This is a genomic window from Terrabacter sp. C0L_2, from assembly GCF_036352015.1.
GTDB classification, from domain to species: domain Bacteria; phylum Actinomycetota; class Actinomycetes; order Actinomycetales; family Dermatophilaceae; genus Terrabacter; species Terrabacter tumescens.
Genome location: NZ_CP143557.1, coordinates 4,762,452 through 4,789,050 on the forward strand (window position 1 = coordinate 4,762,452; position 26,599 = coordinate 4,789,050).

Annotated in this window: 31 protein-coding genes; 13 read left to right on the top strand and 18 right to left on the bottom strand. The window is 72.3% G+C overall.

What is annotated here, in order from left to right; all coding sequences use genetic code 11:
- Nucleotides 1-61 precede the first annotated feature (61 nt).
- A complete protein-coding gene (locus U5C87_RS22175; protein WP_030193707.1) occupies nucleotides 62-352 on the top strand; it encodes a WXG100 family type VII secretion target in 291 nt (96 codons plus the stop codon).
- Between the two features lie 199 nt (nucleotides 353-551).
- Here U5C87_RS22175 and groL read toward each other — a convergent pair whose 3' ends face one another.
- From groL to U5C87_RS22190, 3 genes are all read right to left on the bottom strand, one after another.
- On the bottom strand, nucleotides 552-2,183 hold the full coding sequence (gene groL / locus U5C87_RS22180; RefSeq protein ID WP_330474546.1) for a chaperonin GroEL: 1,632 nt from the start codon (nucleotides 2,181-2,183) through the stop codon (nucleotides 552-554).
- A 224-nt stretch (nucleotides 2,184-2,407) separates the two neighbouring features.
- Nucleotides 2,408-2,833 (bottom strand): HIT family protein, encoded by a 426-nt coding sequence (locus U5C87_RS22185; protein WP_330474547.1) that lies wholly within the window; start codon nucleotides 2,831-2,833, stop codon nucleotides 2,408-2,410.
- A 45-nt stretch (nucleotides 2,834-2,878) separates the two neighbouring features.
- Nucleotides 2,879-3,409, bottom strand: coding sequence for a hypothetical protein (locus U5C87_RS22190; protein ID WP_330474548.1), 531 nt, complete (start codon nucleotides 3,407-3,409; stop codon nucleotides 2,879-2,881).
- 80 nt (nucleotides 3,410-3,489) lie between these two features.
- Here U5C87_RS22190 and U5C87_RS22195 point away from each other — a divergent pair, with 80 nt between their 5' ends.
- On the top strand, nucleotides 3,490-4,413 hold the full coding sequence (locus U5C87_RS22195) for an MBL fold metallo-hydrolase (protein ID WP_330474549.1): 924 nt from the start codon (nucleotides 3,490-3,492) through the stop codon (nucleotides 4,411-4,413).
- 29 nt (nucleotides 4,414-4,442) lie between these two features.
- On the opposite strand, the gene U5C87_RS22200 is transcribed toward U5C87_RS22195, so the two are convergent.
- From U5C87_RS22200 to U5C87_RS22235, 8 genes are all read right to left on the bottom strand, one after another.
- Nucleotides 4,443-5,495 (bottom strand): type IV toxin-antitoxin system AbiEi family antitoxin domain-containing protein, encoded by a 1,053-nt coding sequence (locus tag U5C87_RS22200; protein ID WP_330474550.1) that lies wholly within the window; start codon nucleotides 5,493-5,495, stop codon nucleotides 4,443-4,445.
- Nucleotides 5,496-5,708: 213 nt separating this feature from the next.
- Nucleotides 5,709-6,200, bottom strand: a complete 492-nt coding sequence (locus U5C87_RS22205; protein ID WP_330474551.1) for an SRPBCC family protein — start codon at nucleotides 6,198-6,200, stop codon at nucleotides 5,709-5,711.
- A gap of 3 nt (nucleotides 6,201-6,203) precedes the next feature.
- A complete protein-coding gene (locus U5C87_RS22210; RefSeq protein WP_330474552.1) occupies nucleotides 6,204-7,277 on the bottom strand; it encodes a P1 family peptidase in 1,074 nt (357 codons plus the stop codon).
- Nucleotides 7,274-7,738, bottom strand: coding sequence for a GNAT family N-acetyltransferase (locus tag U5C87_RS22215; RefSeq protein ID WP_030193688.1), 465 nt, complete (start codon nucleotides 7,736-7,738; stop codon nucleotides 7,274-7,276). Before U5C87_RS22215 ends, U5C87_RS22210 begins: the two co-directional genes overlap by 4 nt.
- A gap of 83 nt (nucleotides 7,739-7,821) precedes the next feature.
- The gene (locus U5C87_RS22220) at nucleotides 7,822-8,121 is read right to left on the bottom strand and encodes a DUF3263 domain-containing protein (protein WP_030193685.1); all 300 of its coding nucleotides are present in this window, start codon (nucleotides 8,119-8,121) and stop codon (nucleotides 7,822-7,824) included.
- A 180-nt stretch (nucleotides 8,122-8,301) separates the two neighbouring features.
- The gene (locus U5C87_RS22225) at nucleotides 8,302-9,663 is read right to left on the bottom strand and encodes a pyridoxal phosphate-dependent decarboxylase family protein (RefSeq protein WP_330474553.1); all 1,362 of its coding nucleotides are present in this window, start codon (nucleotides 9,661-9,663) and stop codon (nucleotides 8,302-8,304) included.
- 73 nt (nucleotides 9,664-9,736) lie between these two features.
- Nucleotides 9,737-10,384, bottom strand: a complete 648-nt coding sequence (locus U5C87_RS22230; RefSeq protein WP_330474554.1) for an HAD family hydrolase — start codon at nucleotides 10,382-10,384, stop codon at nucleotides 9,737-9,739.
- 9 nt (nucleotides 10,385-10,393) lie between these two features.
- Nucleotides 10,394-11,581, bottom strand: a complete 1,188-nt coding sequence (locus U5C87_RS22235) for an N-acetylglucosamine-6-phosphate deacetylase (protein WP_330474555.1) — start codon at nucleotides 11,579-11,581, stop codon at nucleotides 10,394-10,396.
- Nucleotides 11,582-11,625: 44 nt separating this feature from the next.
- On the opposite strand from U5C87_RS22235, the gene U5C87_RS22240 reads away from it, so the two are divergent.
- The 3 genes from U5C87_RS22240 to U5C87_RS22250 all read left to right on the top strand — a co-directional run bounded on the left by U5C87_RS22240 (nucleotide 11,626) and on the right by U5C87_RS22250 (nucleotide 14,289).
- A complete protein-coding gene (locus tag U5C87_RS22240) occupies nucleotides 11,626-12,303 on the top strand; it encodes a uracil-DNA glycosylase (RefSeq protein ID WP_330474556.1) in 678 nt (225 codons plus the stop codon).
- Complete coding sequence (locus U5C87_RS22245) at nucleotides 12,300-13,124, top strand: SGNH/GDSL hydrolase family protein (RefSeq protein ID WP_030193666.1); 825 nt, start codon at nucleotides 12,300-12,302, stop codon at nucleotides 13,122-13,124. The genes U5C87_RS22240 and U5C87_RS22245 overlap by 4 nt, the downstream gene beginning before the upstream one ends.
- Nucleotides 13,125-13,335: 211 nt before the next feature.
- A complete protein-coding gene (locus U5C87_RS22250) occupies nucleotides 13,336-14,289 on the top strand; it encodes a DUF559 domain-containing protein (protein WP_330474557.1) in 954 nt (317 codons plus the stop codon).
- A 123-nt stretch (nucleotides 14,290-14,412) separates the two neighbouring features.
- On the opposite strand, the gene gabT is transcribed toward U5C87_RS22250, so the two are convergent.
- From gabT to U5C87_RS22275, 5 genes are all read right to left on the bottom strand, one after another.
- Nucleotides 14,413-15,750 (bottom strand): 4-aminobutyrate--2-oxoglutarate transaminase, encoded by a 1,338-nt coding sequence (gene gabT / locus U5C87_RS22255; protein WP_330474558.1) that lies wholly within the window; start codon nucleotides 15,748-15,750, stop codon nucleotides 14,413-14,415.
- Nucleotides 15,751-15,886: 136 nt separating this feature from the next.
- Nucleotides 15,887-16,456 carry a dihydrofolate reductase family protein gene (locus U5C87_RS22260; RefSeq protein ID WP_443082149.1) on the bottom strand — a complete coding sequence of 190 codons (570 nt, stop codon included), beginning with the start codon at nucleotides 16,454-16,456 and terminating at the stop codon, nucleotides 15,887-15,889.
- A gap of 32 nt (nucleotides 16,457-16,488) precedes the next feature.
- Nucleotides 16,489-16,929, bottom strand: coding sequence for a VOC family protein (locus tag U5C87_RS22265; RefSeq protein ID WP_330474560.1), 441 nt, complete (start codon nucleotides 16,927-16,929; stop codon nucleotides 16,489-16,491).
- A gap of 5 nt (nucleotides 16,930-16,934) precedes the next feature.
- A complete protein-coding gene (locus U5C87_RS22270; protein WP_330474561.1) occupies nucleotides 16,935-17,432 on the bottom strand; it encodes an SRPBCC family protein in 498 nt (165 codons plus the stop codon).
- Nucleotides 17,429-17,824: an ArsR/SmtB family transcription factor gene (locus U5C87_RS22275; RefSeq protein ID WP_330474562.1), complete on the bottom strand. Its 396-nt coding sequence runs from the start codon at nucleotides 17,822-17,824 to the stop codon at nucleotides 17,429-17,431. Before U5C87_RS22275 ends, U5C87_RS22270 begins: the two co-directional genes overlap by 4 nt.
- Before the next feature lie 119 nt (nucleotides 17,825-17,943).
- Between U5C87_RS22275 and U5C87_RS22280 the strand changes: the two genes are divergently transcribed.
- The 4 genes from U5C87_RS22280 to U5C87_RS22295 are packed head-to-tail and all read left to right on the top strand — an operon-like array spanning nucleotide 17,944 to nucleotide 21,011.
- Nucleotides 17,944-18,339 carry a TOBE domain-containing protein gene (locus U5C87_RS22280; protein ID WP_330474563.1) on the top strand — a complete coding sequence of 132 codons (396 nt, stop codon included), beginning with the start codon at nucleotides 17,944-17,946 and terminating at the stop codon, nucleotides 18,337-18,339.
- On the top strand, nucleotides 18,336-19,118 hold the full coding sequence (gene modA / locus U5C87_RS22285) for a molybdate ABC transporter substrate-binding protein (RefSeq protein WP_330474564.1): 783 nt from the start codon (nucleotides 18,336-18,338) through the stop codon (nucleotides 19,116-19,118). Before U5C87_RS22280 ends, modA begins: the two co-directional genes overlap by 4 nt.
- Nucleotides 19,119-19,155: 37 nt before the next feature.
- On the top strand, nucleotides 19,156-19,941 hold the full coding sequence (locus U5C87_RS22290) for an ABC transporter permease (protein WP_330474565.1): 786 nt from the start codon (nucleotides 19,156-19,158) through the stop codon (nucleotides 19,939-19,941).
- Nucleotides 19,938-21,011, top strand: coding sequence for an ABC transporter ATP-binding protein (locus U5C87_RS22295; RefSeq protein WP_330474566.1), 1,074 nt, complete (start codon nucleotides 19,938-19,940; stop codon nucleotides 21,009-21,011). Before U5C87_RS22290 ends, U5C87_RS22295 begins: the two co-directional genes overlap by 4 nt.
- 140 nt (nucleotides 21,012-21,151) lie before the next feature.
- Here the strand turns inward: U5C87_RS22295 and U5C87_RS22300 are convergent, their stop codons facing one another.
- Nucleotides 21,152-22,417: an MFS transporter gene (locus U5C87_RS22300; RefSeq protein ID WP_330476740.1), complete on the bottom strand. Its 1,266-nt coding sequence runs from the start codon at nucleotides 22,415-22,417 to the stop codon at nucleotides 21,152-21,154.
- Between the two features lie 160 nt (nucleotides 22,418-22,577).
- On the opposite strand from U5C87_RS22300, the gene U5C87_RS22305 reads away from it, so the two are divergent.
- The 3 genes from U5C87_RS22305 (at nucleotide 22,578) to arfB (ending at nucleotide 25,089) form a co-directional block, all read left to right on the top strand.
- Entirely contained in the window at nucleotides 22,578-23,723 is a 1,146-nt protein-coding gene (locus tag U5C87_RS22305; protein ID WP_330474567.1) for an acyl-CoA dehydrogenase family protein, read from the top strand.
- Nucleotides 23,724-23,763: 40 nt separating this feature from the next.
- A complete protein-coding gene (locus tag U5C87_RS22310) occupies nucleotides 23,764-24,540 on the top strand; it encodes an SDR family NAD(P)-dependent oxidoreductase (protein WP_330474568.1) in 777 nt (258 codons plus the stop codon).
- A 93-nt stretch (nucleotides 24,541-24,633) separates the two neighbouring features.
- On the top strand, nucleotides 24,634-25,089 hold the full coding sequence (arfB, locus tag U5C87_RS22315) for an alternative ribosome rescue aminoacyl-tRNA hydrolase ArfB (RefSeq protein ID WP_330474569.1): 456 nt from the start codon (nucleotides 24,634-24,636) through the stop codon (nucleotides 25,087-25,089).
- A 114-nt stretch (nucleotides 25,090-25,203) separates the two neighbouring features.
- Here arfB and U5C87_RS22320 read toward each other — a convergent pair whose 3' ends face one another.
- A complete protein-coding gene (locus U5C87_RS22320) occupies nucleotides 25,204-25,530 on the bottom strand; it encodes a DUF952 domain-containing protein (RefSeq protein WP_330474570.1) in 327 nt (108 codons plus the stop codon).
- Between the two features lie 141 nt (nucleotides 25,531-25,671).
- Here U5C87_RS22320 and U5C87_RS22325 point away from each other — a divergent pair, with 141 nt between their 5' ends.
- Nucleotides 25,672-26,547 (top strand): alpha/beta fold hydrolase, encoded by an 876-nt coding sequence (locus U5C87_RS22325; protein ID WP_330474571.1) that lies wholly within the window; start codon nucleotides 25,672-25,674, stop codon nucleotides 26,545-26,547.
- Nucleotides 26,548-26,599 lie beyond the last annotated feature (52 nt).

The window sequence follows — 26,599 nt, forward strand, 5'->3', positions numbered from 1 at the left end:
GACCTAGCCTCGAACGCACGTGGCCACCGTCCGGTCGGCCTCCCGATCGAGGAGTAGACACATGTCCCGTTCCGTCGTTGACACCGAACGCATCGCCGCTGCGGCCGCCGACATCAACCGGCTCGCCGACACCATCACGTCGAGCACCTCCGAGCTGCGCGGCCGCCTCGCGGGCATGGGTGCCGACTGGCAGGGGCCGGCCAAGGTCGAGTTCGAGCGCGTCATGCACGACTACCAGCGCATCCAGGCCCAGATGACCGAGGCCCTCGCTGACGTCGGCCGCCTGACGCTCAAGGCGTCGTCGGCCTACGCCGAGCACGAGAACGCGACGCGCGCGCTCTTCGCCCGCTGAGCCGGACAGCCCCTCCACGGCTCCCCGACGGCCCGCCGCCAGACCCTGGACGGCGCCGGGCCCGCGCCGGAGGCGGTGAGCTCCCGCCCCTACGGTCGAGCCCGCCTCCGGCGCACTGCCCCTGCCTGCACGCCGAAGGGCGGCTCCCCTCGGGGAACCGCCCTTCGAACGTGCTGTGACGCAGGTGGAGCAAGTGGGCTCAGAAGCCCATGCCGCCCATCCCACCCATGTCGTCGCCACCCGGCATGGCGGGGGCGTGCTTCTCGGGCTTGTCGGCGATGACGGCCTCGGTCGTGAGGAAGAGCGCCGCGATCGAGGCTGCGTTCTGCAGCGCCGAGCGCGTCACCTTGACCGGGTCGATGATGCCGGCGGCGAGCAGGTCGACGTACTCGCCCGACGCAGCGTTGAGGCCGTGACCGGCCTCGAGGTTGCGCACCTTCTCCGCGACGACTCCACCCTCGAGACCGGCGTTGATCGCGATCTGCTTGAGCGGGGCCTCGGTCGCGACGCGCACGATGTTGGCGCCGGTCGCCTCGTCACCCTCGAGCGAGAGCTCGTCGAGCGCCTTGGCGGCCTGGATGAGCGCCACGCCACCACCGGCGACGATGCCCTCCTCGACGGCAGCCTTCGCGTTGCGGACGGCGTCCTCGATGCGGTGCTTGCGCTCCTTGAGCTCGACCTCGGTGGCCGCGCCCGCCTTGATGACGGCGACGCCACCGGCGAGCTTGGCGAGGCGCTCCTGGAGCTTCTCGCGGTCGTAGTCGGAGTCCGACTTCTCGATCTCGGCCTTGATCTGGGCGATGCGGCCCTCGATCTGGCTGCGGTCCTCGGCGTCCTCGACGATGGTCGTCTCGTCCTTGGTGACGACGACCTTGCGAGCCTTGCCGAGCAGGTCGAGGGTGGCGTTCTCGAGCTTGAGACCGACCTCCTCGGAGATGACCTGGCCACCGGTGAGGATGGCGATGTCGGTGAGCATGGCCTTGCGGCGGTCGCCGAAGCCGGGAGCCTTGACGGCGACCGACTTGAACGTGCCCTTGATCTTGTTGACGACGAGCGTCGCGAGGGCCTCACCCTCGATGTCCTCGGCGATGATCAGCAGCGGCTTGCCGGACTGCATGACCTTCTCGAGCAGCGGGACGAGGTCCTTGATGCTGCCGATCTTGGAGTTCGCGACGAGCACGTAGGCGTCGTCGAGGACGGCCTCCATGCGCTCGGTGTCGGTGACGAAGTAGGCGGAGATGTAGCCCTTGTCGAAGCGCATGCCCTCCGTCATCTCCAGCTCGAGGCCCATGGTGTTGGAGTCCTCGACGGTGATGACACCTTCCTTGCCGACCTTGTCCATCGCCTCGGCGATGAGACCGCCGATCTCCTCGTCGGCCGCCGAGATGCTGGCGGTCGAGGCGATCTGCTCCTTGGTCTCGATCTCCTTGGCCTGCTCGAGCAGGCGGGCGGTGACGGCCTCGACGGCCTTCTCGATACCGCGCTTGAGCGCCATCGGGTTGGCGCCGGCGGCCACGTTGCGCAGGCCTTCCTTCACCATGGCCTGGGCGAGCACGGTCGCCGTCGTCGTGCCGTCACCGGCGACGTCGTCGGTCTTCTTGGCAACTTCCTTGACGAGCTCCGCGCCGATCTTCTCGTACGGGTCGTCGAGCTCGATCTCCTTGGCGATCGAGACGCCGTCGTTGGTGATCGTGGGGGCGCCCCACTTCTTCTCCAGCACGACGTTGCGGCCCTTCGGGCCGAGGGTCACGCGGACGGCGTCGGCGAGGATGTTCATGCCCCGCTCGAGACCGCGGCGTGCCTCTTCGTCAAAAGCAATGGTCTTGGCCATTCGGGTGGTTCCTCCCACACGAAACGTTGGTGGTGGACCGCATGACGCCCGCGACGGACGGGACCGGTCTCCCCAGCTTCATGTCGCTGCGAACCCAGCCCCTCGGCATACGGCCCATTTCTGTCACTCCCATGACGAGAGTGCTAACGCCATTATTGGCACTCTCGGGGTGAGAGTGCAAACGTTCCGCCACGCACGGGAGGGGCGAATGCCGTGCGCTCGGCTCAGGCGCCCACGGCGGGGGCCAGCGCTTCTGCGATCCGCACGGCATACTCCGCGGACTCCTGCTCCGAGGCGTACTTCGTGCGCGGCCAGAAGAAGCCCCGCAGACCGTCGCCCTTGGTGCGCGGCACGACGTGCACGTGCAGGTGCGGGACCGACTGGCTCACGACGTTGTTCATCGCCACGAAGCTGCCCTGCGACCCGAGGGCGTCGACGACGGCGGCGGCCAGGCGCTGGGTCGCCCCGAGCAGCGTGGCGTGCAGGTCGGCAGGCAGGTCGAGCAGGGTGTCGACGTGCAGCCGCGGCACGAGCAGCACGTGGCCCTTGAAGACGGGCCGGCGGTCGAGGAAGGCGACGAGGTCAGGCTCGTCGAGCACGACGTCGGCGGGGACGTCACCGGCGACGATCGAGCAGAAGACGCAGTCCATGGCGACACACTCCCACGGTGGGCCGACGGGAGGCCCGCGAGCGGGCTAGTGGCAGATGACGAGCAGGACGCAGCCGCCGCTGGTCGAGGTGGGCGACGGCGTCGACGTCGGGTGGGGCTTCTTCGTCGGCTTCGGCTTGGGGTTGCCGGGCGTCGACGTCGCGGTGGGGCCCGGGGCGGCCGTCGAGCTCGGGGCCGGCGGGGTCGTGGCCCGGGTCGCCGACGGCGCGGGGGCCGTCACGGTCGGCACCGACGAGGTCGGGGCCGAGGCGGGGTCGACGACGGCCGTCGCCGGCCGGGTGCCCGTCTGACGGCCGGCGCCCGGAGTGCCGGTCGCGCTCGTCTCTTCCGAGGGCTCCGCCGGACCCCAGCCGTCGTCGGAGGTCGTGCTGGCCCAGTCCCCGCCGGGGAGGCCGGGGAAGCCGCTGGACGCCATGGCCTCGTCGCTCCAGCTGTCGCCGGACCAGTACGCGACGCCGCCGGTGGCGAGCAGCGCGATGGCGGCGAGGACTGCCGCGATGACGAGCTTTCGTCGGGACTTCGAGCCGTGCGTGGAGGAGCGGAACTCGGTCGACATGGGTCACCAACGTAGACGAACCGGGCGTCTCGCGCTTGTTCGAGGCGGGGCCGCTACGGTGGGCGCATGCTCGACGAGACGTGGATCACATCCGGGGCGACCGCATGACCGAGGGCGTCGTCGGGGCGGGTTCGATGGGCTCCTCGGCTGGCTTCGTCGAGGTCGCGGACCGCGTCTTCGTCGCCCGCTACCGCCAGTGGGACGTCAACGTCGGGCTCGTCCTCGGGCGGCACGGCGCGGTCGTCATCGACACCCGCGCGAGCGACCGGCAGGGCGCCCAGGTGCTCGACGACATCCGCCGCCTCGGCCGCGACATCGAGGTCCGCCATGTCGTCAGCACGCACGTGCACTTCGACCACACGTTCGGCAACGCCGCGTTCGAGACGGCGATCGTGCACGCCCACGACAACGTCGGTCGCATGACGCAGTCCGCGGCCGAGCACATCAAGGCCCTCGTCCGCGCCGACCCCGGGGCTGCCCCGGAGTACGGCTACACCGAGCGCGACGTTGCCGAGGTGCTGGCGACGGTGGTCCGCGGCCCGGACCGCACCTTCGGCTCCAACGCCACCATCGACCTCGGTGACCGCGTCGTGACGATGGCGTATGCCGGCCGCGGCCACACCGACGGCGACGTGGCCGTGCTCGTGCCCGACACCGACGTCATGTTCCTCGGGGATCTCGTCGAGGAGAGCGCGCACCCGTCGTTCGGCGACGACTGCTGGCCGCTCGAGTGGGCCGACACCCTGACCTCGCACCTCGTGCAGGTGTCGGAGCGCACCGTCGTCGTGCCGGGCCACGGCCGACCTGTCGACGAGGCGTTCGTGACGCGGCAGCGGGATGACGTCGCGGCGGTGGCGGCGGTGATCCGCGAGCGCCGGCTGGCTGACGGCTCGCTCGAGGACGCGCTGCGCGAGCCGGACGCACGCCTGCCCTACCCCTTGGACCAGCTCGAGTCCGCGATCCGCCGGGGCTGGGACCACCTCGCCCCGCCGCCCACCCCCTGACACCCCTGGGCCCAACACGCCGTGCATCGTCAGCGCGGTGGATCACCTGCGCCTGGTGCCGGTGATCCACCGCGCTCCGGCGTCCCGCGCCGGTTCGGCGTCGTACCGACGGCAGTCCCGAGCGGGCAGCTCGGCGAGCAGGCGGTCCCGGTGCCCGTCCAGCCCCGACTCCGCAGGAGGCTCACGATCGCCGCAGCCGTGCGACACGGGTCGGCGAGGTGCACCCAGCCGAGGCGCACCGTCACGTCTCCCACGACGGCGGACTCGACGTCCCGCTCGAGGTCGCGCCATCGCGCGTCCGCCGTCCTGTGGACGAGGCGACCGTCCAGCTCGATGACCGCGCACTGCTCGGAGTACTCGACATCGCGGTACGCGCTTCCGGTCCGCGTCCGGAGTCGGCGCTGACGCCGGCCGATGGGGAGCCCGTGCGGTCGCTCCACCTCGCGGAGGTAGCGGCGCTCCAGCACGGACCGCACCCCGGTCGCAGCCTCTCCGAGCAGCTCCAGCAGCAGACGCCTGCGCTTCAGCCTCTGGCGCGACCGCACCGTCGCCAGGAGGCGGGTCGGAGTGGTCAGCCCCTGCTGACAGGCCGCAGCGATGACGGCCACGGCGTCGACATCGCGCACCGCATCGTCAGCGACGTCGACGAGCGCCTCCTCGAGTCTGAGCCGCGGCGGTGAGTGGTGGGCCTGCGAGCGCCTCGCGAGACCGGCTCGTCGCACCACGACGACACCCGGCGGCGCCTTGACGTGGCGGTCGCGGTCGACCGCGACGTGCACCACGCCGTCGCGCCCCTCACAACCGGGAGCCGTCTCGCCGCCGGCGGGAAGCCCGTGCACCCGGAGGGCCGATGGTCCGGCCAGCACCGCAGGCTCGAGTGCCAGCAGAGCGGCCCATGCACGCTGGAGCCACGAGGTGGGGCCGGTGTGGTCGACGTAGACGCCGGGGTGAACGACCGCCCACAGCCGGCGGCGCACGAACCGCTCGATGTCGTTGTCGTCCAAACCTGCCGCCCGGACCTGGCGACGGCAGATCACGCCGGCCTGCGACCGGAGCGTGGCGTCGACGGTCGCGGGTTCCATGCGACGAGCCTGACCGCTCGAGAGTCGGGTCGGACCCCGGGCCGCGGCGCCTGTGGACCACCCCGGCCTCTCGGCGAGGGATGTGGACAGAGCCTGCGGCCCAAGCGCCGGCAGCCGGTCCCGCGCTCTGCCCGTCGACAGTGCGGTGGATCATCGGCGCCTGGTGCCGGTGATCCACCGCACTGCGACAACACCCGGCATCGGGGGGGCGGGTCAGTCGGGGGCGGGGGCCGTGGCGGCGTCGAGGACGGCCTCGTCCGAGCAGGCTCGCGCGAAGGCCGCGATGCGCGCCCGGATCTCGCGCCCGAGCAGCCACTGCCCGATCGGCTCGGCCACCGGGCGCAGCCAGGCCGGGCGCACGGCATACGTGTACTTCCAGACGGCGAGCGTGCCGGCCACGCCGTCCCGCGCCTCCGGCGTGAACCGCCAGCCGCCGCCGAACCGCTCGAAGAACCACGGCCCCTCGACCATCGTCATCCCCACGCTCGTCGGGGGCCGGTACGACACGTACTCGCTGACCATCCGCGGCCCGATGCGGGCCCGCGTCACGGTGCGCACCCCCTTGGCCGGCCGCTCGGCGTCGACGAGGTGCTGGCTCCGGATGAACGGGTCCCACCTCAGCCGCACCTCTCCGGTGGTCTGCGACACGGCGAACGCCACGTCCGGCGGCACCGGCACCCACGCATCAGCAGTCACCTGCGGCATCGTCTACCCCTGCCTCGAGACGGCCGACGGGAACGCGTCGGACCACGACCGCAGCCTGAGACCCCCGTCGGCCGACCGGTCGACCGAGGTCGCCGCGAGCAGCGCGTGCACGATGGCCCGCGCCACGCAGTCGGCGCCGGCCTCCATGAGCAGCGTCTGCTCGACGGGGTCGGGGGCAGGCCGCTCGCCGGTCGCCAGCGTGAAGAGGGTGTCACCGTCGAAGAGCGTGTGCACCGGCTTGAGCGCCCGCGCGAGACCGTCGTGGCCGACGCCGGACGCCTTCTGGCACTGCGCCTTGGTCAGGGTGGCGTCCGTCGCGATGACCCCGATCGTCGTGGCGAGCCCCGGCCGGCCGGCGCTCGCGGGAGCCGCCTCCGCCAGGGTCCGTGCCGCCTCGAGATCGGTGGCGCTCGGCCGACCGACGTGGGCGAGCTCGTCCCCGAGACCCAGGCCCACGGCATACGGGACGCCGGTGGCGGGGTCGACGGCCGAGCCGACGGCGTTGACGGCCACGAGAGCGGCGACCGTGGCGCCCGACTCGAGCACGACGCTCGCCGACCCGACTCCGCCCTTGAAGCCGCCCACCTTCGCCCCCGTGCCGGCGCCCACGCTCCCCTGCTCGACGGTGTCGGCCGACGCGCTGGCGTATGCCGCCCTGCCGTCCTCGGCGCGCGGACGGTGACCCCACGTGCCGCCGCGTCCCAGGTCGAAGAGGATCGCCGCCGGCACGATCGGCACCACGTGCCCGGGCTCGCCCATCGGCCAGCCGACACCGTCGTGCGCCAGCGCGTCCATGACGCCGTCGGCGGCCGCGAGGCCGAAGGCGGACCCACCGCCGAGCACGACAGCGTGGACCCGGTCGACGAGGTTGCGGGGGTTGAGCAGGTCGGTCTCACGGGTGCCGGGCCCGCCCCCGCGCACGTCGACGCCGCCGACGGCACCGCCGGGAGGCGCGAGGACGACCGTGACGCCGGTCAGCCACCCCGGTTCGTCGCGCGTGCAGTGGCCGACGCGCAGGCCCGCGACGTCGACGATCGAGTTGGTCGGGCCGGCTCGAGGAGCGACCGCTCCGCTCACTGCGGGTCCCGGAGGTCGAACTCCATGAGCCGACCGGGTGAGGTGAAGCCGAGCCGCTCGTAGAACTCCTGCGCGCGGTCGTCGGGGGCGTTGAGCCGGATCCACTTGACGTCGGTCGTGCGCGACCACTCGATCATGGCCTCGGTCAGGGCCCGGCCCACACCCCGGTCCCGGCAGCCGGGGGCGACGAAGAGGCCGCCGACGTGCAGCCACGAGACGTCCTTGCGCCCGGGCCACGGCAGCGCCCGGATGCGCCGGGTCTCGAGGATGCCCGCGTGCTCGCCCCGGCTCTCGGCGATCCACGTCGGGCGGTCGGGCCGCTCGGCCAGCCACGCGTCGACGAAACGGTCGAGGTAGCCGGGCTCGGACGGCATACCGAGCTCGCGGGCGAACTGCAGGTGCAGAGCGGCGACGATGAGGGCGTCATCGGCAGACGCGCGGCGGATCGTCACCTCGGCCATGAGGGAAGTGAACCACGGGGGCGCTCAAAGGGTGCGCAACCCGGCGCAACCGGCCGGACCGGCGGCTCAGCGGGTGGGACGGGTCAGACGTTGATGCCGAGGCGGCGGCTCGTGCGCGCCCGCTGGCGGCTGGCCCGCATGCGGCGCAGGCGCTTGATGAGCATCGGGTCGGCCTCGAGGGCCTCCGGGCTGTCGAGGAGCGCGTTGAGCACCTGGTAGTAGCGCGTGGAGCTCATGTCGAACAGCTCCTTGATGGCCTGCTCCTTGGAGCCGGCGTACTTCCACCACTGGCGTTCGAACGCCAGGATCTCGAGGTCGCGCGCACTGAGGCCGTCCTCGGACTCGTGGCGGTGCGGCTGCGCCGTGGCGTGTTCTGTGCTCATGTCCCCGTCTCGCTGCGGTCGTGCGCTGTGCGTCGTGCGTTGGCTCCGCTCACACCCTAGACCCAAATGACAGGGGTGTCATTCAGCTCGCGGACGTGGCGCGGCATGTCGGCCGGGCACCATTGCACAGCCTCACCACGGGTCACTCCAGCCTCGCCGGCCCCACCCGTGGAGCGTCGGTCAGGCCATCGTGTCGAGGATGGCGTTGACGTCCTCCTTCGTCGTGTGCGGGTTGACGATGGCGAAGCGCGTCAGCGTCTCGCCGCGGAAGGTCGTCGGCACGACGAAGGCGAACTCCTCGGCCAGCAGCCGGTCGGTCCAGGCCTGGTAGTCCTCCGGCCCCCACCCGAGACGGCGGAAGACGACGACCGACAGGTCCGGCTCGCGCACCGCCTCGAGGTAGTCGCGCCGCCCGATCTCGTCCGCCGCGAAGCGCGTCACCTCGAGCGTGCTCTCGATGGCCTCGACGTAGGCGTCGGTGCCGTGCACGGCGAGGGAGTACCAGAGCGGCAGGCCGCGGGCGCGGCGCGTCAGCCCGATCGAGTAGTCGGTCGGGTTCCACTCGGCGGACTTCGTGATGACGTCGAGGTAGCCCGCCTCCTGCGTGTGCGCGATGCGGGCGAGCTCGGGCTCGCGGTAGAGCAGGGCGCAGCAGTCGAACGGGGCGAAGAGCCACTTGTGCGGGTCGACGATGAACGAGTCGGCGTGCTCGATGCCGTCGAAGAGGTGGCGGACCGAGGGTGCGGCGAGTCCGGCACCGCCGTAGGCGCCGTCGACGTGCAGCCACAGGCCGTACTCGCGGCAGACCTCGGCGACGGACGCGAGGTCGTCGACGACGCCGAAGTTCGTCGTGCCGCTCGTCGCGACGACGGCGAAGAACGTCTCGGGGCCGTTCTCCTCCAACGTCTTCCGCAGCTCGGAGCCGGTGAGGCGCAGCTTGTCGTCGACGTGGACGCCGCACACCTCGGCGTCCATGACCGCGGCCATCGAGACGACGGACGAGTGCGCGTTGTCGGTCGCGGCGATCCGGTAGGGACGTGCGCCCGTGCCCGCCTCCTTGGCCTTCGCCCTGGCCGTATGCCGTGCCACGACGAGCGCTGACAGGTTGCCGACCGTGCCGCCGGGCACGAAGACGCCACCCGCCGACTCGGGCAGGCCCGCGAGGTCGCTGATCCAGCGCAGCGCCTGGTTCTCGGCGTAGACCGCGCCCGCGCCCTCCATCCACGAGCCGCCGTAGATCGACGAGGCGCCGACGACGACGTCGAAGGCCGCGGCCTCACGCGTCGGGGCGCACGGGATGAAGGAGAGGTAGCGCGGGTGATCCGTCGACAGGCAGGCCGGCGCGAGGGTGTGCTCGAAGAGCTCCATGGCGCGGGTCGAGCCGAGGCCCGCCGCGGTGATCGTCTGGCCGGCGGCCGACCTCAGGTAGTCCTCGGTCCGGGCGCCGTCGAGCGGGATCGGGTCCATGAGGAGCCGCTCACGGGCGTAGCTGAGGACCTTGTCGACGGCGACGTGGTCGGCGTCCTTGTCGAAGCTGTGCACGCACAGATGCTAGGCCCTGCGCGGCGGTGCCACCGACCGTCCGCGGGCGGCGCGTGACGGGTGTGACGCGTGTTCAGCCGAGGAGGGCGGTGCGCAGCTGCGCGGCGTCCGCGACGACGGCGGTCGGGCGCACCCCGTGCAGGGCCGCGGCCTCGCCTGCGCCCCACGTCACGGCCATGGTGTCCATGCCGGCCGCCTTGCCCGCCAGCACGTCGACGACGGCGTCGCCGACGTAGACCGCGTCGTTGGACCCGCGGCCCATCCGGTCGAGGGCGAGCAGCAGCGGCGTCGGGTCCGGCTTGTGCCGCTCGGTGTCCTCCATGGCGACGAGCACGTCGACGTGCGCGCTGATCCCGAGGATGTCCATCGCCTGCTGCGCCGACTCGCGCCGCTTCGAGGTGGCCACCCCGACGTGCACGCCCGCGGCACGCAGGTCACCGAGCACGTCGACGACACCGTCGTAGCCACGGATGAGCCGCTCGGTGTTGTCGGCGTTCCACGTCAGGTAGGTCTCGTAGAGCTCGTCCGCATGCTCGGGCGAGTGGTCGCGGAACGCGCCGATGAGCGGCCGGCCGATCCACGAGCGGATGACGTCCGGGTCCTCCTCGCGACCGAGGATCGTGCGGAAGGCGTGCTGGTACGACTCGACGATGAGGTGGATCGTGTCGGCCAGCGTGCCGTCGAGGTCGAAGACGGCGGTGGACCAGCGGGGAGACGTCACCGGACGAGACTAGGGCAGCAGGGGCTCCAGCCACCGCCCGCGTCTCATCACCCGGGTCGGGCGCGCACCGCCGTCGACGACGACGAGGTCGGCACGCGACCCGGCGGCGAGGGAGCCGCGGTCGGCCAGCCCGAGCGCGCGCGCAGGGGTGCGCGTGGCGGGGCGGACGGCATACGCCACCGGGACGCCCGAGGCGACGGCCCGCGCGACGATGTCGGCCACGTGGCTCGTGCCGCCGGCGATCGAGCCGGGCGTCGTGCCGTCGGGGTCGCGGGCCAACCGGGCGATGCCGTGGTCGACGACGACCGAGAGGCCACCGAGGACGTACGCGCCGTCCCCCTTCCCGGCGGCAGCCATCGCGTCGGAGACGAAGGCGACGTGGTCGACGCCGACGAGGTCGAGGACGGTGCGCACCGTGTCGTCGGAGAGGTGCGCGCCGTCGGCGATGAGCTCGACGGTGACGGCGCCTCGCGCAGCCGATTGCAACAGCGCCGCAACGGCACCCGGCTTGCGATGGTGCCACGGGTCCATGCCGTTGAAGAGGTGCGTGCCGAGGTCGGCACCGGCGGCCACGGCCTGCTCCACCTGCGCGTAGGTGGCGGTCGTGTGGCCGATCGCGGCATGGATGCCGGCGGAGGTGAGCCAGCGCACGAGGTCGAGCCCGTGGTCGCGCTCGGGGGCGAGCGTGACCTGACGGATGTGCCCGCGGCCCAAGGCGATCAGGCGCTCGACCTCGGCGAGCGACGGGTCACGCAGCAGCGTCGGGTCGTGCGCACCGCAGCGCGCCTCGGCGAGCCACGGCCCCTCGAGGTGGATGCCGTCGACGAGCCCGTCGTCGGCGAGCTCGGCGAGCATCGCGACGCCCCGCTCGAGGTCGCGCAGGCTCATCGTGACGAGGCTCGCGAGGAGGCTCGTCGACCCGGCGCGGTGGTGGTGCTCCGCGGCCGCGACCGCGGCGTCCTCGCGCAGGTCGGTGAAGGCCGTCCCGCCGCCGCCGTGGCAGTGCAGGTCGACGTAGGCCGGCAGCATCGTGCCAGCCACCCACTCGACCCGCTCGGCGGAGTGGGCGGCCGGCGGGGGCTCGGCTCCGGGCACGACCGGGGTGACCGCCCCGATGCGCTCGCCGTCGAGGTGGACGAGGACGTCGGGCAGCACGGCGTCGTCCACGAGGGCGGGTCCGCGCAGTGTGAGGCTCATCGGGCTCGATTCTGTCGCACATCGGACGGGGGTAGCGTGTGGGCGTGCCAGCCCGACCCCTTGCCGACCTCGTCCACCCGACATGGGTCCCGGCGCTCGAGCCGGTGGCCGACACCATCTCCGAGATGGGCGAGTTCCTGCGGGCCGAGGTCGCGGCGGGGCGTGGCTACCTGCCGGCCGGCGACCGCGTGCTGCGGGCCTTCTCGCTGCCGCTGCCCGACGTGCGCGTGCTCGTCGTGGGGCAGGACCCCTACCCGACGCCGGGCCACCCGGTCGGGCTGAGCTTCAGCGTGGCGCCCGACGTGCGACCGGTCCCGCGCTCGCTGCAGAACATCTATGCCGAGCTCGGCACCGACCTCGGCCTGCCGACGCCCGAGAACGGCGACCTGACGCCGTGGTTCGACCGCGGCGTCATGCTGCTCAACAGGGTGCTCACGGTCCGACCCGGTGCGAGCGCCAGCCACCAGGGCAAGGGCTGGGAAGCCGTTACGGCACAGGCGATCTCGGCTCTCGTCGAGCGCGGCGGCCCGCTCGTCGCGATCCTCTGGGGACGGCAGGCGCAGTCGCTCGCCCCGATGCTCGGCGCCGTCCCGCGCATCGAGTCGGCCCACCCGTCGCCGTTGTCGGCACGCTCCGGCTTCTTCGGCTCGCGGCCCTTCAGCCGCACCAACGACCTCCTCGTCCAGCAGGGCGCGGCACCCATCGACTGGAGGCTGACATGACCCAGCCCACCCCCGAGGTCTCCGGGCCCACGGTCTGGACCCGGTTCGTCGCGATCGGCGACTCGTTCACCGAGGGCATGTGCGACGACGACCCGGACTTCGGCCACGACGGCGAGTTCGCCGGCTGGGCCGACCGGCTCGCGTCTCACCTGTCCGGGATCGCCCGTGCCGAGGGCGTCGACTTCGGCTACGCCAACCTCGCCGTCCGGGGTCGCAAGCTCGCCGACGTCGTGGGCCCGCAGCTCGAGGACGCGCTGTCGCTGCAGCCCGACCTCGTCAGCATCGTCGGCGGCGGCAACGACATCCTGCGCCCCAAGGCCGACCTCGACGGGTTGGCCGCGCGCCTCGAGGCTGCCGTCGCGCGCATCCGAGCGACGGGCGCCGACGTGCTCATGGCGACCCCTGTCGACCCTGCCGACGCGCCGCTCGTCAAGGCCACCCGGGGCCGCGCCGCGATCCACACCGCCAACATCTGGAGCATCGCCCGCCGCAACGGCGCCCACGTCATCGACCAGTGGGGCCTGCACGCCCTGCGCGACTGGCGGATGTGGAGCGAGGACCGCATCCACATGACGACCGAGGGTCACCGCCGCGTCGCGCTCGCTGCCCTCGAGGCGCTCGGCCACACGCCGGCCGAGACCGACTGGGCCACACCGCTCGAGCCTGCGCCGCCGATCGGCCGCCGCGAGGCGCTACAGGCCAACGCGCAGTGGGCCAAGGAGTACGTCGGCCCCTGGGTGCACCGCCGCCTCACCGGCCGCAGCTCGGGCGACCACCGCCAGGCCAAGCGCCCCGACGTGGCGCCGCTCGACCAGCCGTGATCGCAGCCGCCCGCTGACGTATGCCGTGTGCGCGAGCCCGCGTGACGGCATACGCCGGCGTCGGCTGGGACGACTGACTCCCCTTCGACCCCCACGGGGCTGCGGCTGAGCACGGTTGCGAGGCGAGACACCACGAAGGGTCGTCACTCGTCCCCGCTCGCCTGTGGACAAGTCCGGTCGGCGCGCCACCGTCTCCGCCACGCTCGGCGTCATGACCACCCGGCGTCGACCCCGACGGGGCCGCACGACCGCCGACGTCGTCGCCGCCCTGACGCGACTCGGCGGCACCTGCTCGTGGCGCGAGCTGCGGCGAGCCGTGCCGTGGCGGCTCATCGGACCGGCCGTCGAGGCCGGTGTCGTGCGACAGGTCGGCAACGGCACCTACGCGCTGCCCGCCGCCGACGCCGGCCGGGTGGCCGCTCGCCTGATGACCGGTGTCGCCTCGCACCGGACGGCGGCCCTGCACTGGGGCTGGAAGGTCAAGACCGTCCCGCGCCTGCCCGACGTCACGGTCCCGGCGCGACGCAAGCCGCGCGCAAGCACCCGCGGTGGTGCGACCGTGCACCGTCGCACGCTCGACCCCGGCGACGTCGTGGACGACTGGGTGACGTCACCGGTGCGTACGGTCCTCGACTGCTGCCTCGACCTACCCTTCGACGAGGCGCTCTCGGTCGTCGACTCGGCGCTGCGCAGCGGCCTACCAAGGCGCGCCCTCGTCTCGGCGGCCGGGAGCCTGGGCCCGCGCCTCCGGGCTCGCGCCCTGGCCGTCGTGAGGCGGGGCAGCGCGCGGGCGGCGAACCCCTTCGAGTCGGTGCTGCGCGCCATCGCGCTGGGCATCGGGACGGGCTGGGACCCCCAGCATCGGATCCGCTACGACGACTTCTATGCGAAGGTCGACCTGGCCGACGAGTCTCTCGGGATCGTGCTCGAAGCAGACAGCTTCGAGTTCCACGGAGAGCGGTCCGCGCTGTCGCGTGACTGCGAGCGCTACGACGAGCTCGCCTCGCGCGGCTGGATCGTGCTGCGCTTCACGTGGGAGCAGGTGATGCTCCGCCCCGGCTGGGTCGCGCTGGTCGTCGAGCGCACGGTCCGGCGGCGCGCCGCCGAGCACGGGGCCGGTGAGGGACGGCTGACAACCTCTCCCGGATCGGGCGCCGCGGCCTGAGCACGCGACCGGCTCCGCCGACCGCGAAGGGTCGTCAGCCGTCCCGCCCAGCTCGGCCATCCGACGACGTATGCCGTCCCGCTGAGTCAGCGGGACGGCATACGTTCTCGGATGGCCGAGCTGTCAAACGGACGCGGCAAACGCCTTCTCGAAGATGTCGAGGCCCTCGCTGAGCAGCTCGTCGCTGGCGGCGAGCGGCGGCAGGAAGCGGAAGACGTTGCCGTAGGTGCCGCACGTCAGGGTGACGAGGCCGTCGGCGTGGCAGGCCTTGTTGACCGCGCCGGTGAGGGCGGCGTTGGGCGTGAGGTCGCCGGGACCGTTGACGAGCTCGACGGCGAGCATGGCGCCGCGGCCGCGGATGTCGCCGATCTGCGGGTACTTCTCCGCGAGCGCCTTGAGGCGCGGGACGAAGAGGGCCTCGACCTGCTTCGCGCGGCCGCAGAGGTCCTCCTCCTTCATCGTCTCGATGGCCCCGAGGGCAGAGGCGCAGGCGACGGGGTTGCCGCCGTAGGTGCCGCCGAGGCCGCCGCCGTGGATCGAGTCCATGACGTCGGCGCGGCCGGTGACGCCGGCGAGCGGCAGGCCACCTGCCATGCCCTTGGCCGTCGTGATGAGGTCGGGCACGACGCCCTCGTGGTCGCTCGCGAACCAGTCACCCGTGCGGCAGAAGCCGGTCTGCACCTCGTCGGCGATGAAGAGGATGCCGTTGTCGGTGCACCAGTCGGCGACCTGCTTGACGAATCCCGGTGCGGGGACGATGAATCCGCCCTCGCCCTGGATCGGCTCGAGGATCACGGCGGCGAGGTTCTCCTCCCCCACCTGCGCGTGCACCTGGCTGACGAACGCGTCGAAGCTCTCCTTGGCGCAGTCGGCGGGGCCGCCGGGCCAGCGGAACGGGTAGCTCATCGGCGCGCGGTAGACCTCGCCGGCGAAGGGACCGAACTTGTGCTTGTACGGCATGTTCTTGGCCGTCAGGGCCATCGTCAGGTTGGTGCGGCCGTGGTAGGCGTGGTCGAACGCGACGACGGCGTTGCGGCCGGTGAAGTGGCGCGCGACCTTGACGGCGTTCTCGACGGCCTCGGCGCCGGAGTTGAAGAGCGCGGTGCGCTTCTCGTGGTCGCCGGGCGTCAGCTCGTTGAGCGCCTCCGCCACCTCGAGGTACTCCTCGTAGGGCGTGACCATGAAGCACGTGTGAGTGAAGTCCTGCACCTGCGCGGTGACGCGGTCGACGACGCGCGGGGCCGCGTTGCCGACGGTGGTCACGGCGATGCCGGAGCCGAAGTCGATGAGCTGGTTGCCGTCGACGTCGACGAGGATGCCGCCGCCGGCACGCTCGACGTAGACCGGCAGGCCGGTGGAGACGCCGGCGGACACGGCCGCCGTCTTGCGGGCCTGGAGCGCGGCCGACTTCGGGCCGGGGATCGCGGTCTGCAGGAGCCGCTGCTGGGGGACGTTGCTCATGAGGGCCAGTATGCCGTCCGGCCGGGTCCTCGCGGAACCCGGGCCGGGCGGCCGCCCGGGTGCGCATTCCGCAGCTGACACCGCGTTCGGTCGCGTACTCAGCAGAACATCGTCGACTTCGCGACCGAATGCGTCGTCATGTCTCGTTGTCCCGGTAGCGCAGGTGGAGCACGCGGTCTCCCTGGATGACGACATGGGGATCCCCGAGCACGTGCTCGCCCGTGACGGAGCCGAAGTAGCGCTTCCCGGCTCCCAGGACGACTGGCGCGACGTCCATGGCGATCTCGTCGACGAGGCCGAGCGCGAAGGCCTGACCCCCGACGTCACCGGCCGCGACCGCGACGATCGCGTCGTCGCCCGCGAGCCGCTCGGCGAGCGCCACGGCCTCGGCGACGTCGTCGACGAAGTGGTACGAGGCCTCGGGGTGCCACCCGTCCGGGCGCGGACGGTGCGACACGACGACGACGTCGTGCCCGGCCGGCGGGCGCCCCTCCCACCCGTTGGTGAGGTCGAAGAGGTGCCGGCCGATGACCATGGCCCCGATCGAGTCCCACATGGGGCGCACGTAGTCGTACGACGTCCGGCTGACCCGGAGCGAGCCCTCCTCGTCGAGCGCCTGGTCGCCGCCGAAGTACCAGTCGAAGAGCCGGCCCACCTCGTCGTGCGGGTCGGCGACGAAGCCGTCGACCGAGACGACGTTGTGCATGATCACGGTGCTCACGGTTCCTCCTTCGTGGGTCAGAGCGGGGCATCCTCGCCGAAGCGGCCTCGGGCCTCGTGCGGGATGAGTGGCGCGTCGGCGCGGGCCGCGATCTGCTGGACCGCCCACGAGTTGCCGTCGGGGTCGGAGAAGCCGAAGAAGGTCCCGCCGTCGCGCGGGTCGATGACCTGGATCTCCGAGCACTCGACGCCGCGCCCGACGAGCTCCGCCCGGGCTGCCTCGGCATCGGCGACGACGAGCTGGATGCCGTGGAGGGACCCAGGCTCCATCGCCCGCTGCGCCGGCAGGTCGCCGACGACGATCGAGCAGCCCGAGCCACGTGGCGTCAGCTGGGCGACGTGCATGTGCTCGTTCGTCGTGTCGTGGTCGAGGTCGAAGCCGACCTGGTCACGGTAGAAGGCGATCGCCGCGTCCAGGTCCCGCACCGGGACGATGACGACCTCCAGTGTCCAGTCCACGGCGCTCAGCCCTGGGATCCGGCGGACGCGGGCTGGGCGACGAGCTCGTCGAGTCGCTCGTAACCCTCGGCCATGCCCTTCTCCATGCCGCTCTCGACCATCATGTCGCGGCCCTCCACCGTGCGACCGACGCTGCGACCCTCGAGGCGGCAGCGCCCGTCACCGAGGTCGACGAAGCGCATGAACTCGATGGCGACCTCGTCGGGCGCACCCTCGAACTCGAAGGTCTGGATGGCGAGGTCGTTGTCGCGCACGGTGTGGAACGTGCCGCGGAAGCCGAACTCCATGCCCTCGGGGTTGCGGTGGGTGTAGCGGTAGCCGCCGCCCGAGGTGAAGTCCCAGCGCTCGATCTGCATCTCGTAGCCCCGCGGTCCGAGCCACTGTCGGACGAGCTCGGGGTCGCGGTGGGCATTGAAGACGGCCTCGACGGGGGCGTCGAACTCGCGCGTGAAGTCGATCCACGGCACGCCGGCGGGGATGTCGAGGGTGAGGTGGTTGGTCATGACTGCTGCTCCTTGTCGTCCGTGCTGATCTGTGTGGTCGCCCCGGCGCTCCCGGGTGCGGTGCTGTGTTCGAGGACCGCGTCGAGCGCGCGGAAGCGCTGCTCGGCGGCAAGCCGGTAGCGGTCGATCCAGGCCGTCATGGCCTCGAGACGGGCGGCCTCGAGGTGCACGGGGCGCCGCTGGGCGTCCCGGGTGCGGCTCACGAGGCCGGCCTGCTCGAGCACCTGGATGTGCTTGCTGACGGCCTGCTTGCTGATCTCGAACGGTTCGGCGAGCTCGTTGACGGTCGCGGCGCCCCGGCTGAGGCGGGCGATGATGGCGCGCCGGACGGGGTCGGCCAGGGCCGCGAAGGCGCGGTCGAGGTCGGCGTCCGAGACGGGCGAGAGAATCATGGTCAACTAACTCCTTGATCAACTAATAGGTTGATTACAACAGCGACCGCGAGGCCCGTCAACCCCCTAGGATCGGACATCCCCTCGACAGCCGCAGATGCGGGTATAGAGTCCCCCCCATGCCGCATCTGCGTATCACAGAGGCTGCCGCGCTCCTCGGCGTCTCCGACGACACCGTCCGTCGCATGGTCGACTCGGGCCGCCTCGACGGTGCCACCGACGACGCCGGCCGACGCACCGTCGACGGCGCCCAGCTCGCAGCCGTGGCCCAGGAGCTCGCGCATCCGGCTGCGGTCGGCACCATCGGGGGTGCGTCCGCCCGCAACCGGATGCGCGGCATCGTCACCGCCATCACCAGGGACACCGTGATGGCCAAGGTGGAGCTGCAGTGCGGTCCCTTCCGCATCGTCTCGCTGCTCTCGAGCGAGTCGGTCGACGACCTCGCCCTCGAGGTGGGCTCGGTCGCCGTGGCGAGCGTCAAGTCGACCCACGTCGTCGTCGAAGTGCCGGCATGAGCGCCGGACGTCGTCAGCGCCGTCTCCTCGTCACAGCCGTGACGACGGTGGCTGCGACAGCGCTCATGGCGGCGTGCACGACCACGCCCTCCTCCGCCGGCACCGGGGCGACCTCCCTGCACGGAACCGTGACGGTGCTCGCGGCGGCGTCACTCACGGAGTCGTTCGACGCGCTGAGGAAGGACTTCGAGGCCGCCCACCCCGGCGTCACCGTCGAGACCTCCTACGGCTCGAGCGCGACCCTCGTGCAGCAGGTCGACAACGGCGCGCCGGCGTCGGTCATCGCGCTGGCCGGGACCACCGCGGCCGAGCCCCTCGACAAGAGCATGGTCAAGGACACGAAGACCTTCGCCACCAACGTCCTCGAGATCGCCGTGCCGCCGGGCAACCCTGCCGGCGTCGACTCGATCGACGACCTCGCGAAGCCCACCGTCAAGGTCGTGCTGTGTGCCGACACCGTTCCGTGCGGCAAGGCCGCCCAGGCCACCTTCAGAAAGGCTCGCATCGTGCCCAACGTCGTGAGCAAGGAGGTCGACGTCAAGGCGACGCTCGCCAAGGTCAAGCTCGCCGAGGCCGATGCCGCCGTGGTCTACCACTCCGACGTCGTCGCGGCGAAGGGCGCCGTCAAGGGCGTCACGATCGAGCCGCAGCTCAACACGAGCCTCGCCTACCCCGTCATCACGCTGACCGACGACGCCGCGACCCAGGCGTTCGTCGCCTACCTGCTGAGCGCCAAGGGACTCGCCACGGTGCAGTCGTTCGGCTTCGGCGCGCCCTGAGCGTCGGGCTGTGCGGCCACCGGCAGGATGACGTGACATGAGGTATGCCGCCGGCTGGCGTTCGCGCGTGGCCCTCGGCGTCCCTGCCGGGCTGGCTCTCCTGCTGCTCGTCGTCCCTCTCGTCGCGCTGCTGCTCCGGGCCGACTGGGCGCGCATCCCCTCCGACCTCGCGACGCCGACCGTCCTTCCGGCACTGCGCCTCTCGCTGACGACGACGTCCATCACCGCGGTGCTGTGCCTGCTGCTCGGCACTCCCCTGGCCTGGTTCCTCGCCCGCTCCGACCACCGCGCGACGAGCTGGGTGCGGGCGCTGCTCACCGTCCCGCTCGTCCTGCCTCCGGTCGTGGGCGGCGTGGCCCTGCTCATGACGTGGGGCCGCACCGGTCTCGTCGGCCAGCACCTGGCGCCGTTCGGCATCCAGATCCCCTTCACCACCGTCGCGGTCGTGCTCGCCGAGACCTTCGTCGCGATGCCCTACTACGTGCTGGCCGTCGAGGGCGCCATGCGCGGCCTCGACCCCCGGCTCGAGGCAGTGGCACGCACCCTCGGCGCGACCGACCTGCGCTACCTCCGCACCGTGGGCATCCCCCTCGTGCTGCCGGGCATCGCGAGCGGCCTTGCCCTCGCGTGGGCGCGGGCCCTCGGCGAGTTCGGCGCGACGATCACCTTCGCCGGCAACTTCCAGGGCCGCACGCAGACCCTGCCGCTGCTCGTCTACGTCGAGCTCGAGCGCGACCCGCAGGTGGCGATCTCGATCAGCATCATGCTGCTCGCCGTCAGCGTGCTCGTGCTCGGTGTGCTCCGCGGGCGGTGGCTCCGGTGAGCGCACCACGCAGCCAGTCGGAGGGCCTCGACGCGCGAGTCCGCCTGTCGCGCGGCGCCATCGACCTCGACGTCCGCCTGGCCGCCGAGCCCGGGCAGGTGATCGGCGTGCTCGGCCCCAACGGCGGCGGCAAGACGACCACGGTGCTGGCCCTCGCCGGCGTGCTGGCTCTCGAGGAGGGCCACGTGCGCGTCGGCGGCCACGTCTGGGACGACGGCCGGCGCCGCCTCGCACCCGAGCAGCGCCGCGTCGGGCTCATGCTCGCCGACAGCCTCCTCTTCCCCCACCTGCGCGCCGTCGACAACGTCGCCTACGGTCCCCGCAGCCGCGGGGTCAACCGCCACCGCGCCCGCGAGCGCGCCCACCTCGAGCTCGAGCGCGTCGGCCTCGCGGACCGTGCGGCGTCACGGCCGCGCGAGCTGTCGTCGGGCCAGCAGGCACGCGTCGCCCTGGCTCGCGCCCTGGCGACCGACCCCGCGCTGCTGCTGCTCGACGAGCCGCTCGCGGCCCTCGACCCGGACACGCGCGCACGCACGCGCAGCGACCTCGCGGCCCGCCTCACGGCATACGACGGGGTGACCGTCATCGTCACCCACGACCCGCTCGACGCGCTGACGCTCGCCGACCACCTCGTCTTCGTCGAGGACGGCCGCGTCACCCAGGCCGGCACCCCGGCCGAGGTGCTGAGCGAGCCGAGGAGCACCTACGTCGGCACGGTGGTCGGGCTCAACCTGTATGCGGGACAAGGCGACTCACACGGCCACGTGACCACGGTCGACGGTGGGACGGTCGTCACGACGAGCCCGACCGAGGGCAGCGTCTGGGCGACCGTCCCGCCGAGCGCGGTGTCCCTGCACCTCCACGAGCCGGAGGGCTCACCGCGCAACGCGTGGCGGCTGCGCATCGCGTCGGTGACGATGCAGGGCCAGTCGGCGCGCGTCGGGCTCGTCGGTGAGCTGCCGCTGACCGCGGAGGTCACGCTCGAGTCCGTCACGGCGCTCGGCCTGCAGGTGGGCCAGGAGGTCTGGGCCGCGGTCAAGGCGACCGAGGTCCGCACCTACCCCCGCTGACCCGCCGCCTCCGCCCCTCCATCGAGAGAGCGCTCCGCCCCACTCGAGTGAGCGCTCCGCCCCACCTCCGTGTGACGGGGCGTTCACTCGACGGTGACGCGGCGCTCACTCACCGTTGCGCACGCGCCCTGAAACCGCCCTCACTCGACGGTGACGCGGCGCTCACTCGACGGGGCCGTGGCGTGGCGGACGCGGAGGAACGCGATGACCGAGGGCGCCTGCACGACCGCGGCGACGACGAGCGCGACGGGGATCGTCGTCCGCGCCGCGAGCGCCCCGAGCGGCGGCCCGCCCGCGACCTGGCCGATGGCGTCGGCCTGGCCGTTCATCGACAGCACGGTGGCGCGAGTGTCGCCGTCGAGGTTGCGGTTGACCCACGTCGACTCGATCGGCGCACTGAACGCCATCGCGGCGCCCCGCAGCCACACGCAGGCGAGGACGAGCCAGAGGTTGCCGAGCAGGGCGACACCGGCGACGGCCACGACCTGCGCCAGCGCTGCGAGCGCCACAGGCAGCCCGGGGTTCGCGTCGACGACGCGGCGCGGCAGCCAGCGACCGCTCGCGAGCGACGCGACGAGCGAGACGAACGTGCCGACGAGCGCGAAGACCGTGAACGCGACCACCTCGTCACCGCCGAAGACCGCCGGCATGCCGAAGGACTCGAGCACCCGCACCCGCCAGAGCCGGTCGAAGACCTCGCTCGAGAGACCGACGAGCAGGCTGACGAGGAGGAGGACGCGCACGACCTGACGGCTCCGCGCGATCCGCAGCCCCGAGACGAACTGGTCGCGCATGTGGCCGAACGTCTCGCGGTCGCCCCGCGGAGTCGGGTGGAAGTGCCGCTCGGGCATGACGACCCAGAGACCGACGGCGAGCAGCATCAGGGTGACCCCGGCCGCGATGACGGGCGCCCGCAGGCCGATGAGGCCGAGCGCTCCGGCGGCCAGCGTGCCGACGATGCTGAAGGTCAGGTCGATCTGGGTCTCGCGGGTGAAGACCGGCCCCACCGACTCCTCACCCACCTCGTCCGTGATCCACGCCTGCAGGGCCCCGGACGTGAACGTGTAGCCGATGCCCCAGACGATGTTGCCCACGATGGCCGCCGCGAAGGTCGCGACGATGCCCTCGAGGGCGAAGCCGGCGCCGATGAGGAAGAAGCCGATGATGACCGACACGCGCCGGCTGTGCAGGTCGGCCACGATCCCGGTCGGGACCTCGAAGAGGAAGCAGGTCGCCTCGAGCACCGTGCCGACGAGGACGAGCTGGAACGGGTCGAGGCCGACGACGCGGTACTGGAACACGAGGTTGAGCGTGAAGCACGTGGCGAAGGCGAAGGCCGCGACGGCCGTCAGCACGTAGAAGGTGGACGTCGCGCCCGCCTCGCGCAGCGGCCGCCGCAGGAGCATGAGCACGCATCGACGGTAGGGGCGGCGGTCCGCTCGCGTCCTCCCGTTTTCGAGGGCGTATGCCGCGTGGCCGGGCCAGCACGTCAGCTGCCGGCCCGCCGTGTGGGCCCACGGCGTCTCACACTTTGGACGAAATGCTCGGACGTCCTAGTATCTGACCATGCCAGCGACGAGGCTGATGCCGACCGACGAAGCCGCCGACCTGATCGAGCTGACCCGCGAGATCTGCCGCAAGGACCTCGCCCCGAAGGTCGACGACGCCGAACGCGCGCGCACCTTCCCCGAGGAGACCTTCCGCACGCTCGGAAGGGCCGGCCTGCTGTCGCTGCCCTACCCCGAGGAGTTCGGCGGCGCCGAGCAGCCCTACGAGGTCTACCTCCAGGTGATCGAGGAGATCGCGTCCGTCTGGATGAGCGTGGCGGTGGGGGTCAGCGTCCACGGCCTCACGGCATACCCCGTCGCGACGTTCGGCACCCGGGAGCAGCAGGAGGCTCTCCTGCCGGGCATGCTCTCGGGCGACCAGCTCGGGGCGTACTGCCTGTCCGAGCCCCTCGCCGGCTCCGACATCGCGTCCATGACGACGCGTGCCACGCGGACCGACGACGGATGGACCCTCAAGGGCACCAAGGCCTGGATCTCCCATGCCGGCCACGCCGACTACTACACGACCTTCGCGCGCACGTCCGACGACGGCGGCAAGGGGCTGTCGACCTTCATCGTGCCGGGCGATGCCGGGGGGCTGTCGTTCGCCGAGCCCGAGCGCAAGATGGGCCTGCACTGCGACCCCGTCGCGCAGGTGATGTTCGACGGCGTGCCCGTCGACGGCGCCCGGCTCATCGGCCGCGAGGGCGATGGCATGAAGACGGCGCTCTCTGCCCTCGACGCCGGTCGCCTCGGGATCGCCGCTGCCGCAACGGGACTCGCGCAGGCAGCCCTGGACGCTGCCGCCTCCTACGCGAAGGAGCGCGAGCAGTTCGGCCGCCCCATCGCCGACTTCCAGGGACTCGCCTTCCTCGTCGCCGACATGGAGGCCGCGGTCACGGCCGCCCGTGCCACCTACCTCCACGCGGCGCGGCTCAAGGACGCCGGGCGCGCCTTCGGCAAGGAGGCCGCGGTCGCCAAGCTCGTCGCCACCGACGCGGCGATGAAGGTGACCACCGACGCCGTGCAGGTGCTCGGTGGCGCCGGCTACACCGAGGACTTCCCGCTCGAGCGTTACATGCGCGAGGCCAAGGTGACCCAGATCTTCGAGGGCACCAACCAGATCCAGCGCCTCGTCATCTCCCGTCAGCTCCTGACGCGCTGACCCGCTCCCCCACCCACCGCCGAGGCCCGAAAGGCTTGTCATGCAGCTGAACTCGTCCACCGTCGCCGTCGTCACCGGGGGCGGCTCCGGCCTCGGCGGCGCCACCGCGCGTCGCCTCGTCGCCGACGGCGCGACCGTCGTCATCATCGACCTCGAGTCCTCGACCGCCCCGGCGCTCGTCGACGAGCTCAACGCCGAGCGGGAGGGCAGCGCCGTCTTCGTCGCCGCCGACGTGCGCGACGAGGCCCAGGTGCAGGCCGCCATCGACCGTGCCACCGAGCTCGGCGAGCTTCGCATCGCCGTGAACTGCGCCGGGGTCGCGACCCCGGGCCGCGTCATCGGCCGCGGTGGCCCGCTCGCCCTCGACACGTTCAGGACGGTCGTCGACATCAACCTCGTCGGGTCCTTCAACGTCATGCGTCTCGCGGCCGCCGCGATGCTCGGCAACGAGCCCGTCGACGGTGACCGGGGCGTCATCGTCAACACGGCGAGCATCGCCGCCTACGACGGCCAGATCGGCCAGGCCGCCTACGCCGCGAGCAAGGGCGGCATCGTCGGCCTCACCCTGTCGGCTGCACGAGACCTGGCGGACAAGGCGATCCGCGTGATGACCGTCGCGCCCGGCACGTTCGAGACACCGATGCTCGCCGGCCTGCCGGGCGAGGTCAAGGAGATCCTCGAGAAGCAGGTGCCGCACCCGTCGCGCCTCGGCCGCCCGGAGGAGTACGCCAACCTCGTGCGCCACATCGTCGACAACCCCATGCTCAACGGCGAGGTCATCCGCCTCGACGGCGCCCTGCGCATGCCGCCTCGCTGATCCCGACCACGCGGGCTCGCACCCCACCCGCGACCGAGGGCCGCCTCCCCCGGGGAGGCGGCCCTAGGTCGCGTCCCGGGGCACAATGAGGAGGTGAACGAGCCCGGCGGTGACCTCGTGCTCGCGCCCGGTGCGGGGCTGCGGCAGGGGCTCGTCGTCCCCGCGGTCGAGCTCGTCGAACGGTTCAGCCGATCGTCGGGTCCCGGTGGTCAGGGCGTCAACACCACGGACAGCCGCGTTGAGCTCGTCCTCGACGTCGAGTCCTCCGGCGCCTTCAGCCCGACCCAGCGGGAACGCGTCCTCACCGCCCTCGCCGGACGGCTCGTCGGCGGGCGCATCACCGTCGTGGCCTCCGAGCACCGGTCCCAGCTGCGCAACCGGGCCGCGGCGCGAGACCGGCTCAGTGAGCTGCTGCGCGAGGGTCTCGCTCCGCCACCACCCGCCCGGCGGGCGACCAAGCCGACCAAGGGGTCGCAGCGGCGGCGGGTCGAGGGCAAGAAGCGGCGGTCGCAGGTCAAGTCGGGACGGGGACGCGTCCAGCCCGAGTGACCGCCCGCGCCGGGGGTACACGTGGCCACTCGACGGTCGAGCGCCTGCCACTCGTGGCCTCTCGACGTTCGCCCACGGGCCGTTCGTGGCCTCTCGACGATTGAGGCGCGTGGGTCAGGCGTGCGGTGGGGCCAGGAGGGTCGTGTCGACGACGGCGTCGACCTCGATGGGGCCGTAGACGTGCGGGAAGGTCTCGCCCGTCGTGGGGTCACCGACCTCGTGCACGACGCGCGAGGTCAGCCGGGACTCGTCGATGTGCAGGAGGACGAGCGGCTCGGTGACGTCGGCGTAGAAGCGCGACCGCACGACGGGCCACTGCTGCTCCGACGAGGCGTGCACGAAGCCCTCCTCCGCGAGCGAGCGCCCCCGCGTCGACCGGGTGTAGCGGCCCTCGCGGAGGGCCTGCTGCCAGTGCGCCTGCTCGGCGAGGTGGTAGATCATGTCGCGCGAGGCTACCAAGCGGACCTGCGAGGCGGTGAGGTGCGTCTCAGGTCCCGGCCGGCGCCCTCGTGGAGAGGGACGCTGGAGGCGAGGACCGTTGCGGACCAACCGTCCCCGGCTGCACAGGGAGGCGTGGAGATCATGACCCAGACCCAGGAGCCGCGCGAGGACGCCGAGCTGCGCTACCCGCCGCACGTCGCCAACCTCCGCGGGCACGACCTGTCCTACGTCGACACCGGCGAGGGGTCCGCCATCCTCTTCATCCACGGGCTGCTGGGCTCCCACGAGAACTGGACCCACCTCGTCGACCGCCTCGACACCGACCACCGGGTCGTCATCCCGGACCTCTTCGGCCACGGCGCCTCGGCGAAGCCCGTCGGCGACTACTCGATCGGCTCGCACGCAGCCATCCTGCGCGACCTCATCGACCGGCTCGGAATCGAGCGCGTCACCCTCGTCGGCCACTCCCTCGGTGGCGGGATCGCCATGCAGTTCTGCTACCTCTTCCCCGAGCGCGTCGAGGCCCTCGTGCTCGTCTCCTCGGGGGGCCTGGGCCGCACCGTCAGCCCGTTGCTGCGCTCAGCCACGCTCCCCGGCGCCGAGCTCGTGCTGCCGGTCATCGCGTCCGCCTGGGTGCGCGAGCGGGTCGAGAGCGTCGGCCGCGCCGTCCGGGGGCTCGGCTGGCGCCCGAGCGCGGACGCGTCGGCGGCCTGGAAGGGGTTCACCTCCCTGTCGGACGCCGAGAGCCGCCGGGCCTTCCTCGCCACGACGCGCGGCGTCATCGACCCCGGCGGGCAGACGGTCAACGCGCGGGGTCACCTGACGACTGGCCAGCACATCCGCACCCTCGTCATCTGGGGCACACGGGACCGGATGATCCCCGTCGGCCATGCCGAGCGGGCGCACGAGATCTTCCCCGGAGCCGAGGTCGTGCTCTTCGAGGGCGCAGGCCACTTCCCGCACCTCGAGCAGCCCGACCGCTTCGCCAGCGTCCTCGAGCGCTTCATCCACTCCTGACCTCCGCCGAGGGCCGGCGCCGGAGAACGGCGATGGTATGCCGTGTGGCCGC

Bases quoted from the DNA above. Each gene is read 5' to 3' on its own strand.
- U5C87_RS22205 (WP_330474551.1), bottom strand. From the start codon at position 6,200: ATGCCGCAGGTGACTGCTGATGCGTGGGTGCCGGTGCCGCCGGACGTG.
- U5C87_RS22250 (WP_330474557.1), top strand. From the start codon at position 13,336: ATGACCACCCGGCGTCGACCCCGACGGGGCCGCACGACCGCCGACGTC.
- U5C87_RS22325 (WP_330474571.1), top strand. From the start codon at position 25,672: ATGACCCAGACCCAGGAGCCGCGCGAGGACGCCGAGCTGCGCTACCCG.
- U5C87_RS22310 (WP_330474568.1), top strand. From the start codon at position 23,764: ATGCAGCTGAACTCGTCCACCGTCGCCGTCGTCACCGGGGGCGGCTCC.
- U5C87_RS22245 (WP_030193666.1), top strand. From the start codon at position 12,300: ATGACCCAGCCCACCCCCGAGGTCTCCGGGCCCACGGTCTGGACCCGG.
- U5C87_RS22280 (WP_330474563.1), top strand. From the start codon at position 17,944: ATGCCGCATCTGCGTATCACAGAGGCTGCCGCGCTCCTCGGCGTCTCC.
- U5C87_RS22270 (WP_330474561.1), bottom strand. From the start codon at position 17,432: ATGACCAACCACCTCACCCTCGACATCCCCGCCGGCGTGCCGTGGATC.
- U5C87_RS22235 (WP_330474555.1), bottom strand. From the start codon at position 11,581: ATGAGCCTCACACTGCGCGGACCCGCCCTCGTGGACGACGCCGTGCTG.
- U5C87_RS22190 (WP_330474548.1), bottom strand. From the start codon at position 3,409: ATGTCGACCGAGTTCCGCTCCTCCACGCACGGCTCGAAGTCCCGACGA.
- modA (WP_330474564.1), top strand. From the start codon at position 18,336: ATGAGCGCCGGACGTCGTCAGCGCCGTCTCCTCGTCACAGCCGTGACG.
- U5C87_RS22260 (WP_443082149.1), bottom strand. From the start codon at position 16,456: ATGCACAACGTCGTCTCGGTCGACGGCTTCGTCGCCGACCCGCACGAC.
- groL (WP_330474546.1), bottom strand. From the start codon at position 2,183: ATGGCCAAGACCATTGCTTTTGACGAAGAGGCACGCCGCGGTCTCGAG.
- U5C87_RS22175 (WP_030193707.1), top strand. From the start codon at position 62: ATGTCCCGTTCCGTCGTTGACACCGAACGCATCGCCGCTGCGGCCGCC.
- U5C87_RS22220 (WP_030193685.1), bottom strand. From the start codon at position 8,121: ATGAGCACAGAACACGCCACGGCGCAGCCGCACCGCCACGAGTCCGAG.
- U5C87_RS22185 (WP_330474547.1), bottom strand. From the start codon at position 2,833: ATGGACTGCGTCTTCTGCTCGATCGTCGCCGGTGACGTCCCCGCCGAC.
- U5C87_RS22275 (WP_330474562.1), bottom strand. From the start codon at position 17,824: ATGATTCTCTCGCCCGTCTCGGACGCCGACCTCGACCGCGCCTTCGCG.
- U5C87_RS22305 (WP_330474567.1), top strand. From the start codon at position 22,578: ATGCCAGCGACGAGGCTGATGCCGACCGACGAAGCCGCCGACCTGATC.
- U5C87_RS22200 (WP_330474550.1), bottom strand. From the start codon at position 5,495: ATGGAACCCGCGACCGTCGACGCCACGCTCCGGTCGCAGGCCGGCGTG.
- U5C87_RS22215 (WP_030193688.1), bottom strand. From the start codon at position 7,738: ATGGCCGAGGTGACGATCCGCCGCGCGTCTGCCGATGACGCCCTCATC.
- U5C87_RS22290 (WP_330474565.1), top strand. From the start codon at position 19,156: ATGAGGTATGCCGCCGGCTGGCGTTCGCGCGTGGCCCTCGGCGTCCCT.
- gabT (WP_330474558.1), bottom strand. From the start codon at position 15,750: ATGAGCAACGTCCCCCAGCAGCGGCTCCTGCAGACCGCGATCCCCGGC.
- U5C87_RS22320 (WP_330474570.1), bottom strand. From the start codon at position 25,530: ATGATCTACCACCTCGCCGAGCAGGCGCACTGGCAGCAGGCCCTCCGC.
- U5C87_RS22300 (WP_330476740.1), bottom strand. From the start codon at position 22,417: ATGCTCCTGCGGCGGCCGCTGCGCGAGGCGGGCGCGACGTCCACCTTC.